The following is a 15,400-nucleotide window of genomic DNA, read 5'->3' as shown; positions in this document are numbered from 1 at the left end:
AGACCAATAACGACTTGCGTTTGGGGTTGCACAAGGGGGACCCATGGCTGGATCACCTGCCGTCGGCTGGATCGACATCGTCGTCATCCTGGCCTATCTCTTCGTCACCGGCTACCTGGGCTGGCTCGGTTACCGGGGCACCCGTTCGGCGGCCGACTTCCTGGTCGGTGGACGCTCCGCGCATCCGATCGTCATGGCCGTGTCCTACGGCGCGACCTTCATCTCGACGGCGGCGATCGTCGGCTTCGGCGGGGTGGCGGGGCTCTTCGGCATGAGTCTATTGTGGCTCACGGTGCTCAACATCGGCGTCGGCATCCTGATCGCGTTCATCTTTCTCGGCGAGCCGACGCGCCGTCTCGGCCACCACTTGGGTGCCCACACCTTCCCCGAACTGCTCGGGCTGCGCTACCAGAGCCGCGGGATCCAGATCTTCGCCGGGACCCTCATCGTCCTCTTCATGCCGCTGTACTCGGCGGCCGTGATGACCGGCGGCAGCGTCTTCGCCGCGACCCAGTTCGGCATCGACTTCGACGTCGCGCTGCTGATCTTCGCGCTGATCACGGCGGCCTATGTGATCCCCGGCGGGATCAAGGCCGTGATGTACACGGATACGATGCAGGGCTTCGTGATGGTCTTCGCGATGCTCTTCCTGCTCGTGTTCACCTATTGGACCCTCGGTGGCGTGACCGAGGCCCACCGCGCCCTCACCGACATGGCCGATCTGGTGCCGGGGCCGCTGGCGGCGATGGGCCACCAGGGCTGGACGGCGATGCCGGCGTTCGGCTGGGGCGCCCAGTCCTACGACCTCTGGTGGACGGTGATCACGGCGCTGGTCCTCGGCGTCGGCATCGGCGTCCTGGCGCAGCCGCAGCTCATCGTGCGCTTCATGACGGTGCGCAGCCGCCGCGAACTCGACCGCGCCGTGCCGATCGGGGCCGTCTTCATCCTGCTGATGGTCGGCACCCCGTTCGTCGTCGGCAGCCTCTCCAATGTCTGGTTCGCCCAGCACGGGCCCCTGCTCGAGGGGCGGGTCGCCGAGGTCATCGACGCCCAGAAGGGGCGCGCCCTGGTGACCCTGATGAAGGAGGATTCGAGCGGGCGCTGGCAACCCATCATCAGCCCCAAGACGCAGGCCCCGGCCCAGGCCGCCCTGATCATCTCCGAGCGCCGTGCGGCCGCCGACGCCGATGGCGAGGCCTTCGAACTCGTCGCCGGGCGCTCGGCGACCGTGGTCTATACCAAGGGCGACGCCGATCAGATCATCCCGAGCTACATCGCGGCGGCCATGCCGCGTTGGTTCGGCGTCCTCTTCTTCCTCGCGTTGCTGGCCGCCGCGATGAGCACGATCTCGAGCCAGTTCCACACGATCGGCACCGCCGCCGGGCGCGACCTGTACGAACGCATCGCCGAGAAGGGTGGCCGCCGCGAGCCGAGCATCCTGGTCATGCGCCTGGCCGTCCTGGTCGGGCTGGTCCTGGCCGTGACGATCAGCTACACGGTGCGCCAGGAATACGTCGTCGCCCGCTTCACGGCGATCTTCTTCGGCCTCTGCGCGGCCAGCTTCCTGCCCGCCTATATCGGCGGCCTGTTCTCGCGGCGCGTGACCCGTGCCGGGGCCTTGGCCTCGATGGTCGTCGGCATGACGGTCTCGCTGTTCTGGCTCGTCTTCATCAAGGCGCGCGAGGCGGGCGCGATCGGGTTGGTGCAACGGCTCACCGACGGCAAGACCAGCCTCTTGAGCGCCTATCCGAACTGGCCGTCGGTCGATCCCATCGTCGTCGCGCTGCCGGCGGCCGCGTTGACGCTGATCCTCGTCAGTGCCGTCACGCGGCCGCCCGATGAGGCCCATCTGCGGCGCTGCTTCCCGGAGCGCCGGCCCTGAACTCCGAACCCTGACTCGGTCGGTCCCGGCGCATGCCGGGTCGCCGGACCGCCTCTGACTGGAGGGCGCCAATGCTTGGCATCGATGATCCTTGGGTGGTGACCGCGTTTCTCGGCGCCATCGCCATGGCCGTGACCGGCCTCGCCTACGGGCTGATCCGACGCAATGTCGCGCCCGACGAGTTGACCCAGGAGGATCGCCTCTGGGCCCTGGACGAGAAGAAGGTGGACGATGAGCTCTAGGAAAATGCAACGGGCGGCGGCCGGCCTGGTCGTCGCCCTCATGGCGACGGGGGCGGCGGCCGGCGCCGCAGAGGGTCCGTTCAGCTGGGGCGGCGACCTGCGGCTGCGCCAGATCTTCATCGGCAATGTCGGGCTGAACGACGAGGCCGCGACGGCCGATCGGACCTTCCAGCGCTATCGCGCCCGCCTGTGGGGGGGCTACGCGCCGAGCGAGACGCTCTCGGCCAGCGCCCGGCTCGTCTGGGAGGGGCGCCATTACAACAAGCCGGACGCCGAGGATTGGCCGCCGATCGGCTTCGAGACCTGGTACAGCGGTGGCCTGTTCTTCGATCAGTTGAGCATCGAGGTCAAGGAGATCGGCGGGGTCCCGCTGGCGCTGAAGGTCGGCCGTCAGGACATCGTCCTAGGCAACGGCTGGTTGGTGCTCGATGGCAGCCCGATCGACGGTTCGCGCACCATCTACTTCGACGCCGTGCGCGCGACCTACGCGATCGAGGCGCTCGATACCTCGGTCGACCTCATCTTCATCGATCAGTCGGCCGACACGGACCGCTTCCCGCAGCCCCTCAACGACGAGATCGAGGACCAGACCGAGCAGGACGAGCGGGGCGCGATACTCTACGCCCGCAACAAGTCTCTGATCCCCGGGTCGGACCTCGACGGCTATTTCATCTACAAGCACGACGACCCCAACGACAAGAACGGCATCATCCGCGTCAACAACGGTGCCCCCTTCCCGTCGCCCAGCGACTCGGGCGAGGTCTACACCACCGGGCTGCGCGCCGCCGGCAAGGTCGCCCCGCGCTGGCAGGTGCTCGCCGAGGGCGCCTACCAGTGGGGCACCCGCAACGCCCGCGATCTGGATGCCTTCGCCTTCAACGGCCGCCTGACCTACGACCTCGAGGACAGTCGCACGAGCCGCCTGCACGTCGGCTACGAGTACCTCTCCGGCGACGATCCCGGCAGCGCCGACGACGAGGCCTTCGATCCCCTCTGGGGCCGCTGGCCGCAGTGGAGCGAGCTGATGATCTATCAGTGGCCGCTGGAGACCCGCGTCGGCGAGGCGACCAACCTCCACCGGCTCAATGTCGGCTGGGCGACGCAGGTCCACCCGACGACGCAGGTGACCCTCGACTACCATGCCCTCTGGGCCGACGAGGAGAGCACGCGTACCGCCGCGCAGATGGCCAACATCAGCGGCGAGGACCGCTTCCGCGGGCATCTGATCACCGGCTGGGTCAAGGCGAAGCTGAACGAGCACCTCGCCGCCCACCTGGTCGCCGAGTACCTGGACCCGGGCGATTTCTATGCCGCCAATCGGCGCGACGACTCCTACTTCGTCCGCGCCGAGCTCAGCATGACCTGGTGACCCCGCGGACGGCCAGGTTGCTGCACAGCAGCAAAGGTGGGGATAATCGCCGCCTACGATGCCCAGCCCCGACAGAGCGAGTCGACGAGAGATGACTGAAGCAAGGCAACTATTGAGTGGCGACGAGGCGGTGGCCCTGGCGGCCCTGCATGCCGGGGTGCGGCTCGGCACCGGCTACCCGGGTACGCCCTCGACCGAGATCCTGGAGACCTTCGACCGCCTGGGCGGACGGGCCCAGTGGTCGCCGAACGAGAAGGTCGCCCTCGAGGTCGCCCTCGGGGTGGCCTTCGCCGGGGCGCGGACCCTGGTCACGATGAAGCACGTCGGCCTCAATGTCGCCGCCGATCCGCTCTTCACCGCCGCCTATACGGACCTTGCGGGCGGGCTGGTCGTCGTCTCGGCCGACGATCCGGGCATGGCCTCGAGCCAGAACGAGCAGGACAACCGCCACTATGCCCGTGCCGCCGGCGTGCCGACGCTCGAGCCGGCCGACTCGCAGCAGGCCTACGACTACACGCGTCTCGCCTTCGCGATCTCCGAGCGCTGGCGCATCCCGGTCCTGCTGCGGATGACGACCCGGGTCTGTCACTCCAAGACGGTCGTGCACCCGCGCGCGAGCGAGACGGGCGCCGAGCCGACCTTCGTGCGCGACATCCCGGCCCGGGTCATGATCCCGGCCTATGCCAAGCCGGCCCACGAGCGGCTGCGCGCCAAGCTGGCCGAGATCGCGGCCTGGAACGAGGCCGAGGGGCCGTTCGCGCTCGACGCCGGCGACGCGGCGCTCGGGATCGTCTCGACCGGGGTCAGCGCCGTGCACGCCCGCGAGGCCGCCCCGCAGGCCAGGCACCTGAGCTTCGGCATGACCTACCCGCTGCCGCTGGAGCGCATCCGCGCCTTCGCCGCCGGCGTCGAACGGCTGGTCGTGATCGAGGAGGGCGATCCGGTCGTCTGCGAAGCGCTACGCGCGGCCGGCCTCCCCGCCGAGGGCCGCCCGGAGCGCTACCGCTTCGGCGAGCTCGACGTCGCCCGCGTGCGGCGCATCCTCGCCGGCGACGACACGCCCGAGCCGGTGCCGCCCAAGGGCAAGCCGCCGGAGCTCTGCCAGGGCTGCGCCCACCGGCTGGTCTTCGAGGCCCTGCGCGACCTCGACTGCATCGTCTCCGGCGACATCGGCTGCTACACGCTGGGCGTGCTGCCCCCCTTCTCGGCGATGGACACCTGCGTCTGCATGGGCGCGAGCATCGGCGTCGGCCTCGGCCTGCGCCATGTCCTGCCCGAGGAGCAGGCGCGGCGCGTGGTCAGCGTGATCGGCGACTCGACCTTCGTCCACTCGGGCCTCACCGGGCTCGCCGAGATGGTCTACAACCCGCCGCCGACCGGCCACTTGGTCATGATCCTCGATAACGGCACGACGGCGATGACCGGCCTCCAGGAGCATCCGGGTACCGGCCGCGCGCTCGATCACTCCCCGACCAACCAGGTCTGCTACGAGGCCCTCGCCAGGGCGCTCGGCATCGCCGATGTGCTGGTCGTCGACATGACCGACAAGGGCCTGTCGCTGAAGGACCTGATCGCCGAGCGGCTGGCCAGGTCCGAGCTGTCGGTGATCATCACCCGCCAGCCCTGCGTGCTCGCTGCGCCGAAGATCCGCCTCTACGACAAGGCCGCGGCGGCGACCTGCGCGGCCACCCCCGAGCCGGGCGCCGAGCCGCGCCTGGCGGGGGGCTGAAGGCCGCCCGTCCCCTCACCCGGCGCGGCGGCGCTGCGCGACCCCGAATCCAGGAGCCCTTTTCCGTGGACACAGTGAAGAATATCGTCATCGCCGGACTCGGCGGCCAGGGGGTGCTGACGGCCTCGGACATGCTCGCCGAGGCGGCCTTCCGCGCCGGTTTCGACGTCAAGAAGAGCGAGCTGCACGGCATGAGCCAGCGCGGCGGCTCGGTCAGCAGCGACGTGCGCTACGGGGCCTGCGTCCTGAGCCCGATGGTCCCAGAGGCACAGGCCGATGTTCTCGTCGTCCTCGAGGCGACCCAGGTCGAGATCAACCGTCCGCGGCTGCGCCCGGACGGGGTCCTGATCGGCCCCGAGCTGATCGGCCCCGAGGCCCTGGCCAATCGCAAGAGTCTCAATGTCGCCCTGCTCGGTGCCGCCTCGGCGGTCCTCGACATCCCCGAGGAGCACTGGCTGGCGGCATTGCACGCGAACCTGGCGGAGCGGCTCCACAAGGTCAACGAACAGGCGTTCGCCCAGGGCCGCGCGGCGGCGCGCGCGCGGGCGGGCGGCCAACCGCACTGAGAGGACAGCCATGCTCAGAGAGCTCTGGAACGACGCCGAGGGCGGCTTTCACCCGGCCAGCGCCCCCGATTTCCTGCCCACCGAGGCGCTGCGCGAGGTGCAGCTGCGCCGGCTGCGGGCGGTCGTCGCGCACGCCTACGAGAAGGTGCCCCTCTATCGCACGCGGATGGACGAGCGCGGCCTGACGCCGGCGGCGATCCAAGGGCTCGCCGACATCGCCCGGCTGCCTTTCACGGTCAAGGCCGACCTGCGCGACACCTATCCGTTCGGCCTCTTCGCGAGCCCGATGAGCGATGTCGTGCGCCTGCATGCCTCCTCGGGGACGACCGGCAAGCCGATCGTCGTCGCCTACACGCGCGAGGACGTCGAGGTCTGGTCCGAGGTGATGGCCCGCACCCTGGCCGCCTGCGGCCTGCACCGCGGCGACATCCTGCAGAACGCCTTCGGCTACGGCCTCTTCACCGGCGGCCTTGGTGCCCACTATGGCGCCGAGACCCTCGGCGCGACCGTGGTGCCGATCTCGGGCGGCAACTCCGATCGTCAGATCATGCTGATCCGCGACTTCGGCGTCTCGGCGATCTGCTGCACGCCGAGCTACTTCACTCATCTCGTCGAGCGGGCCGGCGAGCTCGGCGTCGACCTGCGGGCGCTGCCGTTGCGCATCGGCATCTTCGGCGCCGAGCCCTGGACCGACGCGATGCGCGACCACATCGAGGCGGCCGCCGGGATCCGGGTCTTCGACATCTACGGCCTGTCCGAGATCATCGGCCCCGGGGTGGCGAGCGAGTGCGGCGAGCAGAACGGCCTGCACATCTTCGAGGACCACTTCTACCCGGAGATCATCGACCCGGAGACCGGCGAGGTGCTGCCCGACGGCGCCGAGGGCGAACTGGTCCTCACGACCCTGAGCAAGAGGGCGATGCCGATGCTGCGCTATCGCACGCGCGACATCACCGCCCTGATCGCCGAGCCCTGTCCGTGCGGGCGCACGCTGCGTCGGATGCGGCGCATCGGCCGGCGCTCCGACGACATGTTCATCATCCGCGGCGTCAACGTCTTCCCGTCGCAGGTCGAGGCGGCCCTGCTCGCGGTCGAGGGGACCCTGCCGCACTATCAGATCATCCTTAGCCGCCAGCAGGGGCTCGATCAGATGGCCGTCGAGGTCGAGGTGACCCCCGAGGTCTTCAGTGACAAGGTCGGGGCCCTGGAGGGCGTGCGGGCGCGCCTGGCCAAGTCGATCGAGCACATCCTCGGCATCCGTGTCGAGCTGCGCCTGGTGGAGCCGCGCAGCATCGCGCGCAGCGAGGGCAAGGCCAAGCGCGTCATCGATCGGCGCAACGGCTGAGCGCCGCACGGCGCGTTCGGGCAATCGAATCAACGGCCGGCCGGAGGCCGGCGGCCGGGCGCGAGACGCCCATGCCAACCACGAGGTCTCGCAACGATGAAGCTGCAACAACTCTCGGTCTTTCTGGAGAATCGTCCGGGGCGGCTGGGCGCGCCGCTGGAGGCGATCGCCGCGGCGGGGATCAACATCCTGACGCTCTCGCTGGCCGATACCGCGCAATTCGGGATCCTGCGCCTGATCGTGCGCGAGTGGGACAAGGCCAAGGCGATCCTGGAGCAGGCCGGCTGGATCGTGAACCTCACCGAGGTCGTCGCCGTCGAGGTGCCGGATCGCCCAGGCGGGCTGGCCGGGGTGCTCGATGTGATCGAGGGGGCGGAACTGAATATCGAGTACGTCTACGCCTTCTCGCTGCGACGTGACGACAAGGCCGTGCTGATCTTCCGTTTCGAGCACCCCGACCAGGCGATCCAGGTGCTCCTCGGCCAGGGGTTGCACGTCATCGACGGCGACGAACTGATGGGCTACGTCGGCTGAGCCGCTGGCGCCTCGTCCTCCGCCCGGCCGCCCGGCCGGGCGGCCTTGCACACCTCCCCGCCGCCGCGGCGCCGCATCGGCGCGGCCCATCGACTACGGATCCAGGACCATGCTCGCGCAGCCTCACCAGACCCATCGACAACAGGACCCGCTGATCTGGGACCGCGAGGCCGAGACCCGGCCTCGCGAGGCCCTGGAGGCCCTGCAACTGGAGCGGCTGCGCGACCTGGTGGCGCGCGTCGCCCAGGTGCCCTTCTATCGGGATCATTTCGCCCGCCAGGCGATCGGCCCGCACAGCATCCGCTCGCTCGCCGACCTGCGCCGCCTGCCGTTCACGACCAAGGACGACCTGCGCGCCCAGCACCCGCTCGGCTTCCTCGCCGTGCCGCGCGGCCAGGTCGCGCGGATCCACGGCTCCTCGGGCACGACGGGGCGGCCGACCTTCGTCGCCTACACGAAGGGCGACCTGGCGCTCTGGTCCAACCTCTGCGCGCGCTTCCTCGTCGCCGGTGGCCTGCGCCCCGAGCACACGGCCCAGGTCGCCTTCGGCTACGGCCTCTTCACCGGTGGCTTCGGCCTGCACTACGGGATCGAGCGGGTCGGGGCGGCCGTCATCCCGGTCTCGGCCGGCAACACCCGGCGCCAGATCGAGATCATGCGCGATCTCGGCTCGGATGCCCTCATCTGCACGCCGAGCTATGCCCTGACCATCGCCGACGGGGCGCGCGAGCTCGGCCTGGATCCGCGCGCGCTGCCGATCCGCTACGGCTTCTTCGGCGGCGAGCCCTGGACCGAGGACATGCGCCGCGAGATCGAGGACCAACTCGACATCGTCGCCACCAACAACTACGGGCTCTCCGAGGTCATCGGTCCTGGGGTCAGCGGCGAGTGCCCGGCGCGCGCCGGCATGCACATCCAGGAGGACCACTTCCTCGTCGAGTGCCTCGACCCGGAGACCCTCGAGCCCGTACCGGACGGCGAGCCGGGGGAGCTGGTCATCACGACCCTGACCCGCGAGGCGATGCCGATGGTCCGCTATCGTACGCGCGACATCGCCCGCCTCGATCGCGCACCCTGCGCGTGCGGGCGCCGGACGCTGCGGATGAGCCGGGTCACCGGGCGCACCGACGACATGCTGATCATCCGCGGCGTCAACGTCTTCCCGTCGCAGATCGAGGAGGCGCTGCTGCGGGTCGAGGGGACGACGCCGCACTATCTGATCGAGGTCGCCCGCCCCGGCACCCTCGACGAGGTCCACGTCAAGGTCGAGATCCGACCCGAGCTCTTCTCCGACCGCATGGACCGGATGCAGGCCCTCTGCGAGCGGATCAGCCGCGAGATCCAGACCGTCGCCGGCATCCGCGCCCATGTCGACCTGGTCGAGCCGCAGCATATCGAGCGCTTCGTCGGCAAGGCCAAACGGGTCCACGACCGGCGCAACTTGACGGACTGACCTCGGGTCGCATCCGTCGTCGGGCGGATGGTTCGGCGCGGACGTTCGAGAGATGCCGGGGGCGGCCTGCGTCCGGCGCGGGCGGTGTGCAGTGTCACCGGGCGGGCCTGGCTCCGCACCCATTGCATCCGCCGACTCGCCCCCCGATAACCGACCACTGATCCATGTGCAGGCGAGCGCGCGGGAGGCGGCGATCGTGACCATGACCCCAGAGGCGTTTCGGGCCCGGGCGATGGCCCGCGGGCTTGCGCGCGAGGACCTCGAGGCCGATCCGTTGCGCCAGTTCCAGGACTGGTTCGAGGCGGCCATCGCGACCGGCCTCGCCGAGCCCAACGCGATGAGCCTCGCGACCGTCGATGCCGCCGGCCAACCCTGGCTGCGAACGGTCCTGCTGAAGCTCTACGACGCGCGGGGCTTCGTCTTCTTCACCAATCACGAGAGCGCCAAGGCGCGCCAGATCGAGGCCAACCCCAGGGTGGCGCTGCTCTTTCCATGGGTCGCCTTGGCGCGCCAGGTGCAGATCGTCGGGCGGGCGGCGCGGATCCCGTCCGCCGAGTCGCTGCGCTATTTCGCGACCCGTCCCCGTGGCAGCCAGATCGGGGCCTGGGCGTCGCCGCAGAGCCGGGTCATCAGCTCGCGCGCGCTGCTCGAGGCGAAGGTCGAGGAGCTGCGGCGCCGGTTCGCCGACGGCGAGGTGCCGCTGCCGTCGTTCTGGGGCGGTTACCGCGTCGTGCCCGAGGCAATCGAATTCTGGCAGGGCCGCGACAGCCGCCTGCACGATCGCTTCCGCTACCGGCGCGAGGCCGGCGGCTGGGCGATCGAGCGGTTGGCGCCTTGAGCGACGCCAGCCTGCTGGCCTGGCTGACCTTGTCTGGGCCTGCCGTGGGGAGGATCGGCCCGCTCAGCGGCTCGGGCCGTGGAGGCGGTTCATGGCCCGCTGGAAGGCGCCCTCGACGACCTCGGGGAGGCTGCGCTCGGCCTCGTCGACCGCGTCCATGATCAGCGTCCCCTCGTCACGGGTCGGGCGGTTGAGCACATAGCCGACCACCTGGGCCTTGTCGCCCGGGTGGCCGATGCCGATGCGCAGGCGCCAGAAGTCGCGGCTGCCGAGTTGCGCGATCGTGTCGCGCAGCCCGTTGTGGCCGGCATGCCCGCCACCCTGCTTGAGGCGCACCGTACCCGGCGGCAGGTCGAGTTCGTCGTGGGCGATGAGGATGGCCTCGGGCGGGATCGAGAAGTAGCGGGCGGTGGCGGCGACCGACTGGCCGCTGCGGTTCATGAAGGTCGCGGGCTTGAGGAGGCGCACATCGCGCCCGGCGAGGGTCAGGCGGCAGACCAGGCCGTGCAGCTTCGCCTCGACGCGAAAGACGGCGCCCGCGCGCGCCGCCAGGCGCTCGACGAGCCAGAACCCGACATTGTGGCGGGTCGCTTCGTACTGTGGGCCCGGGTTGCCCAGGCCGACGATCAGACGGATGCCGGTGTCTGCCATGGGCCCCTCGTCCGTGCGTAGCGGGCCGGCCGGCGGCCGGCCCGCGGGGGAGGCGGCCGTCAAGCCGACGGCTCGCCTTCCTCGCCCTCTTCGCCCATCGCGCCGCCGGCGTGACCGCTGTGGACCATCACGACGGGCTCATCGGAGTCCGGCGCGTGCGCGAGTTCGACGCCCGGCGGCAGCGGGATCTCCGAGATGTGCAGGATGTCGCCCACGTCCATCTCGGTCATGTCGATGCCGATGAACTCGGGCAGATCCTTCGGCAGGCAGCTGATCTCGATCTCGGTGATCGCGTGGGAGACCCGTCCGCCGAGCTTGACGCCCTTCGCCTGCTGCTCGTTCTCGAAGTGCAGCGGCACGACCATGCGGATCTTCTCGTCGGCGCTGACGCGCTGGAAGTCGACGTGGAGGATGAAGGGCTTGGCCGGGTGGCGCTGCATGTCCTTGAGGACCACCTTGGTCTTGGCGTCGCCGACCTGGAGGTCGAGGATGTGCGAGTAGAAGGCCTCGTTGTTGAGGTGGCGCAGCAGTTCGCTATGGGACACCGAGATCATCTCGGGGTCCCTGTGGCCGCCATAGACGATGGCGGGTACCTGTCCGGTCCGACGCAGGCGGCGGCTCGCACCTTTACCTGTGTCCTGCCGGGGCAGGCCGATGACGTCAAAGCTCACGCTCATGGGCGTACTCCGTTGTGCTTCAAGGATGATGGATCGGACGCGCCGCGGACCCGCGACCAGGTCCGTGGTGCACGCCCCGGGACGCGGGTCCCGGGATGGTCGCCGGTGCGGGGCGGGACGCCCCGCACCGGTATCGGCCGAACGCGGCCACGCGGGCCGGTCTGCGTCGGCCTTCAATCGACGAACAAGGAGCTGACCGACTCCTCGTTCGAGACGCGCCGGATCGTCTCGGCCAGGAGTTCACCGATGCTGAGCTGGCGGATCTTCTCGCAGGCCTGCGCCGCAGGGCGCAGCGGGATGGTGTTGGTCACCACCAGCTCGTCGAGCTGCGATTCGCGGATGTTGTCCACCGCCGGGCCGGAGAGCACCGGGTGGGTGCAGTAGGCGACGACCCGCGCGGCGCCGTGCCCCTTCAGCGCTGCGGCGGCGCTGCACAGGGTCCCGGCGGTATCGACGAGGTCGTCGACGAGGACGCAGGAGCGACCCTCGACGTCGCCGATGATGTTCATGACCTTGGCCTCGTTCGGTCGCGGCCGGCGCTTGTCGATGATCGCCAGATCCGCGTCGTCGAGACGCTTGGCCAATGCGCGGGCGCGCACGACGCCACCGACGTCGGGCGAGACGACCATCAGCCGCGGGTACTTCTGCCGCCAGACGTCGCCGAGCAGGATCGGCGAGGCATAGACGTTGTCGACGGGGATGTCGAAGAAGCCCTGGATCTGGTCGGCGTGCAGGTCGACGGTCAGGACGCGGTCCGCCCCGGCGTTGCCGATCGCCTTGGCGACCAGCCGCGCCGTGATCGGCACGCGGGCCGAACGCGGCCGCCGATCCTGGCGCGCGTAGCCGAAGTAGGGGATGACGGCCGTGATGCGTTTGGCCGAGGCCCAGCGCAGCGCGTCGATCATCACCAACAACTCCATCAGGTTGTCGTTGGTGGGGGCGCAGGTCGGCTGGACGACGAAGACGTCGCGACCCCGGACGTTGTCCTGGATCTCGGTCATCACCTCACCGTCGCTGAACTGACCGATGACGGCCTTGCCGAGCGGCAGGTTGAGGTGCCAGGCGATCTCGGCGGAGAGCGCCGGGTTGGCGTTCCCGGAGAACACCATCATGTGGCTGGTCGGCACGGTCCTAAAACCTCACTCTGCAGGTTGGCCAACGGGGAGCCAAGCCTTGCCACAGCCGCCCGGCGACGAGATCTGCGTCGCGTCGGCCGTGCGGCTGGCGTCAACCGCCCGCCGCACGGCGTCGATGTTGGCTGGGGCGCCAGGATTCGAACCTGGGAATGCTGGGATCAAAACCCAGTGCCTTACCGCTTGGCGACGCCCCACGAGATCAACCGTTCAATCGCTCCAACAGCGGGGAGCGGCTCCTGCCGCGAGCGACGAAGGCCGAGCATTCGGGCGGCACGTCGGCGTGGGCGGTCAGGGCCTGCTCCCGCGTCGCGAAGGCGGCGAAGATGCAGGCGCCGGTGCCGGTGAGCTTGGCCTCACCCCAGCCACGCAGCCACCCCATCGCGGCAGCGACCTCCGGATAGCGACGGACGACCACGGCTAGGCAATCGTTGCTCGACTCGCCGGAGAGAAAGTCGTCTATTGTGATCGGCGGAGAGTCTCGCGTCAAGTCTTCGTCGCCGAAAATGGCCGCCGTCGAGACCTCGCATGGCGGCCTGACGACCAGATACCAGGGCTCGGGCAAGGCCAGCGGCACCAGCTCCTCGCCGACCCCCTCGCCCCAGGCGGCCTGCCCGCGCACGAAGACCGGCACGTCAGCGCCCAGTTGCAGGCCGAGCTCGGCCAGCGCGTCGGTGCCGAGATGGGTCTCCCAGAGGTGATCGAGTGCGACGAGGGTCGTGGCCGCATCGGAGCTGCCGCCGCCGAGCCCACCGCCCATCGGCAGGCGCTTGGCGACGTCGATCGCAGCGCCCTGACGACAGCCGGAGACGGCCTGCAGCAGGCGCGCGGCGCGCACGACCAGATCGCTCTCGGGGGCCACGCCGGGCAGCGTGCTGGTCCGCTCGATGTGCCCGTCGGCGCGCGGGCGGAAGCGGATCAGGTCGCAGTGGTCGACGAACTGGAAGACGGTCTGCAGGCGGTGATAGCCGTCGGGGCGCCGCCCGAGGATCCGCAGCATCAGGTTGAGTTTGGCTGGGGCCGGCCAGGGCCGTTGCCAGGCGTCGGGGTCTCTCATCTGGGGGTGTCCGGGCGCGAGTAGCGGTGGCGTTCGATGACGGCCTCGAGGTAGGCGTGGCCGGGGTGCTCCGCCTGGGCCTCGTCCCAGATCCGCCATGCCTCGGTGCGCTGGCCGGTGGCCCAGAGGACCTCGCCGAGGTGAGCGGCGATCTCGCCATCGGACAGTCGCTCGTGAGCGCGGCGCAGATAGTCGAGCGCCTCCTGGTGGCGGCCCATCCGGAAGAGGACCCAGCCCATGCTGTCGAGCACCGCCGGGTCCTCGGGCTTCAGCGCCAACGCGCGCTCGATGAGGGCGTGGGCCTCTTGGTGGCGATCGGTGCGGTCGGCCAGCGTGTAGCCGAGCGCATTGAGCGCCTCGGCCTGATCCGGGTTGGCGGCGATGATGGCGCGCATGTCGCGCTCGAGGACCTCGATCTGTCCCAGGCTCGCGCCGAGGAGCCCGCGGGCGTAGAGCAGGTCCTGATCGCCCGGATACTCGGCGAGGGCGCGGTCGAAGACCTCCATCGCCAGCTCGGGCCGGTGTGCCTCCTGCAGCAGTTCGCCCTCGATCAAGAAGAGGCTTCTCGCATGCTCGGGCCGTTGGTCGCGGAGCTGCGCGAGTCCCTCGCGGGCCTTGGCGATCTCCCCGCGGGTGACCTGGACGTTGGCGCTACGTACCTGGGCGTCGAGGGCGGCCTCGCCCTCGACCTTGGCGTACCAGTCCAGCGCCTCGTCGAGCTCGCCGGCGGCCTCCGCGATCTGCCCGAGATAGAGGGCCGCATCGTCGCGCCGCTGGCCGGTCGCGTAGAGGCGTTCGAAGTAGCCGCGGGCGGCCTCCGCGTCCTCCAGTTGCAGCGACAGGATGGCGATCGCGAACAGGACGTCCGGCTCCTTCGGCGTATCGCGCAGCATCCGCTCGAAGACGTTGCGGGCATCGGAGAACTCGCGTTCCTCGACGAGGAGTTGCGCATAGAGCATGCGCAGGACATGGTCGTTCGGGGTGCTATCGATGAACTGTGCCAAGACCTCGCGCGCCTGCGACCGCTGGCCCTGGGCGATCAGCAGTCGCACCAGGAGGATGCGCGGCTGATCCCAGTCTCGATCGAGCGCGATCGCTCGGCGCGTCGCCGCGACCGCCCGCTCGTAGTCCCTGATATCGGCGGCGACGAGCGCGAGCGCGTACTGGGCGGCGGCGTTCTCGGCGTCCTCGGCGACGAGGGCGCGCATCAGCGCGACGCGCGCCGTGGCGGGCTCGATCGTGGCGACCAGCGCGGCGAGCCCGAGAAAGCCGTCGCGACCGGCGGGGCGGAGCAGGTCGACGACGCGGCGCAGGTGCCCCTTGGCCTGCGCGTCGGCCCCGAGCAGCATCGCGACATGGGCGGCGAGCAGTTGTCCGGCGATCGCCTCGGGTGCCAGCTTCAGCCAGAGGCCCAAGGCCTTGCGGGCGGCGCCCGGGTCGCCGGCCGCGAGCGCGGCGCGTGTCGCGCGCTCGGCGAGGCGGGGGTCCGAGGCCAGCTCTGCCGCCTCGAGATAATGGGCGAAGGCCATCCAGGGGTCGGCGCGCTGATCGGCGATCTCCGCGAGGAGGATCGCATAGAGCAGGTCGCCGGTCAGTTCGACCTGGGGTCTGGCGTCGCCGGCCGGGTCGGGCGCCTCGTGCGCTGCCGCTGCCGCTGCCGCGACCGCGGTGCCGGGTGGCGTGCCGGCTAGGACGACGGCGAGCAGGGGGATGAGGCCAAAGTGGGGATTCATCGCTCGGGAAGGGGTCTGGCGGTGGCGCCGGTTCGATGATCGATTGTCGGCCAGTATAACCGCCGGGTTTCGCGGCGCGGAAGTCGCCGTGGCATCCCCGATGGGGCGGCGCCTCGTCGTGACCGCGCAATGACGGCTTGCATCTTGGGCGCCGATGGCCAAGAATTTCGTAGGATGTTTCAACCGACGTA

At 70.1% G+C, this 15,400-nt stretch carries 14 protein-coding genes and 1 tRNA gene; 9 read left to right on the top strand and 6 right to left on the bottom strand.

Annotated elements, in window-relative coordinates:
• Positions 1 to 43: 43 nt before the first annotated feature.
• From CKO41_RS07030 to pdxH, 9 genes are all read left to right on the top strand, one after another.
• Positions 44 to 1,882 (top strand): sodium:solute symporter family protein, encoded by a 1,839-nt coding sequence (locus CKO41_RS07030; protein ID WP_200249501.1) that lies wholly within the window; start codon positions 44 to 46, stop codon positions 1,880 to 1,882.
• Between the two features lie 71 nt (positions 1,883 to 1,953).
• Positions 1,954 to 2,124: a symporter small accessory protein gene (locus tag CKO41_RS07025; protein ID WP_200249500.1), complete on the top strand. Its 171-nt coding sequence runs from the start codon at positions 1,954 to 1,956 to the stop codon at positions 2,122 to 2,124.
• The gene (locus tag CKO41_RS07020; RefSeq protein ID WP_200381659.1) at positions 2,114 to 3,493 is read left to right on the top strand and encodes an alginate export family protein; all 1,380 of its coding nucleotides are present in this window, start codon (positions 2,114 to 2,116) and stop codon (positions 3,491 to 3,493) included. The genes CKO41_RS07025 and CKO41_RS07020 overlap by 11 nt, the downstream gene beginning before the upstream one ends.
• 91 nt (positions 3,494 to 3,584) lie before the next feature.
• Complete coding sequence (locus CKO41_RS07015) at positions 3,585 to 5,222, top strand: thiamine pyrophosphate-dependent enzyme (RefSeq protein ID WP_200381658.1); 1,638 nt, start codon at positions 3,585 to 3,587, stop codon at positions 5,220 to 5,222.
• 65 nt (positions 5,223 to 5,287) lie between these two features.
• On the top strand, positions 5,288 to 5,788 hold the full coding sequence (locus CKO41_RS07010) for a 2-oxoacid:acceptor oxidoreductase family protein (protein ID WP_200249494.1): 501 nt from the start codon (positions 5,288 to 5,290) through the stop codon (positions 5,786 to 5,788).
• Positions 5,789 to 5,798: 10 nt separating this feature from the next.
• Positions 5,799 to 7,133 carry a phenylacetate--CoA ligase family protein gene (locus CKO41_RS07005; RefSeq protein ID WP_200381657.1) on the top strand — a complete coding sequence of 445 codons (1,335 nt, stop codon included), beginning with the start codon at positions 5,799 to 5,801 and terminating at the stop codon, positions 7,131 to 7,133.
• A 96-nt stretch (positions 7,134 to 7,229) separates the two neighbouring features.
• Entirely contained in the window at positions 7,230 to 7,667 is a 438-nt protein-coding gene (locus CKO41_RS07000) for an ACT domain-containing protein (RefSeq protein ID WP_200381656.1), read from the top strand.
• 109 nt (positions 7,668 to 7,776) lie between these two features.
• On the top strand, positions 7,777 to 9,120 hold the full coding sequence (locus CKO41_RS06995; protein WP_200381655.1) for a phenylacetate--CoA ligase family protein: 1,344 nt from the start codon (positions 7,777 to 7,779) through the stop codon (positions 9,118 to 9,120).
• Between the two features lie 202 nt (positions 9,121 to 9,322).
• Positions 9,323 to 9,958 (top strand): pyridoxamine 5'-phosphate oxidase, encoded by a 636-nt coding sequence (gene pdxH, locus CKO41_RS06990; RefSeq protein ID WP_200381664.1) that lies wholly within the window; start codon positions 9,323 to 9,325, stop codon positions 9,956 to 9,958.
• 63 nt (positions 9,959 to 10,021) lie between these two features.
• Here the strand turns inward: pdxH and pth are convergent, their stop codons facing one another.
• The 6 genes from pth to CKO41_RS06960 form a co-directional block, all read right to left on the bottom strand.
• Positions 10,022 to 10,609 (bottom strand): aminoacyl-tRNA hydrolase, encoded by a 588-nt coding sequence (gene pth, locus CKO41_RS06985; RefSeq protein WP_200249490.1) that lies wholly within the window; start codon positions 10,607 to 10,609, stop codon positions 10,022 to 10,024.
• Positions 10,610 to 10,668: 59 nt separating this feature from the next.
• On the bottom strand, positions 10,669 to 11,286 hold the full coding sequence (locus CKO41_RS06980; protein ID WP_200249489.1) for a 50S ribosomal protein L25/general stress protein Ctc: 618 nt from the start codon (positions 11,284 to 11,286) through the stop codon (positions 10,669 to 10,671).
• Between the two features lie 173 nt (positions 11,287 to 11,459).
• Positions 11,460 to 12,413: a ribose-phosphate diphosphokinase gene (locus CKO41_RS06975; protein WP_338113705.1), complete on the bottom strand. Its 954-nt coding sequence runs from the start codon at positions 12,411 to 12,413 to the stop codon at positions 11,460 to 11,462.
• Between the two features lie 128 nt (positions 12,414 to 12,541).
• Positions 12,542 to 12,616, bottom strand: a tRNA-Gln gene (locus CKO41_RS06970).
• Between the two features lie 5 nt (positions 12,617 to 12,621).
• Positions 12,622 to 13,476: a 4-(cytidine 5'-diphospho)-2-C-methyl-D-erythritol kinase gene (gene ispE, locus CKO41_RS06965; RefSeq protein WP_200249488.1), complete on the bottom strand. Its 855-nt coding sequence runs from the start codon at positions 13,474 to 13,476 to the stop codon at positions 12,622 to 12,624.
• On the bottom strand, positions 13,473 to 15,209 hold the full coding sequence (locus CKO41_RS06960) for a tetratricopeptide repeat protein (RefSeq protein WP_200381654.1): 1,737 nt from the start codon (positions 15,207 to 15,209) through the stop codon (positions 13,473 to 13,475). The genes ispE and CKO41_RS06960 overlap by 4 nt, the downstream gene beginning before the upstream one ends.
• Positions 15,210 to 15,400 lie beyond the last annotated feature (191 nt).

The sequence above is a fragment of the Thiococcus pfennigii genome (genome assembly GCF_016583835.1).
In the GTDB taxonomy this organism is placed as follows: domain Bacteria; phylum Pseudomonadota; class Gammaproteobacteria; order Chromatiales; family Chromatiaceae; genus Thiococcus; species Thiococcus pfennigii.
Note: the sequence above shows the minus strand (reverse complement) of the source record. Positions and strands in the feature narration are given on the sequence as shown.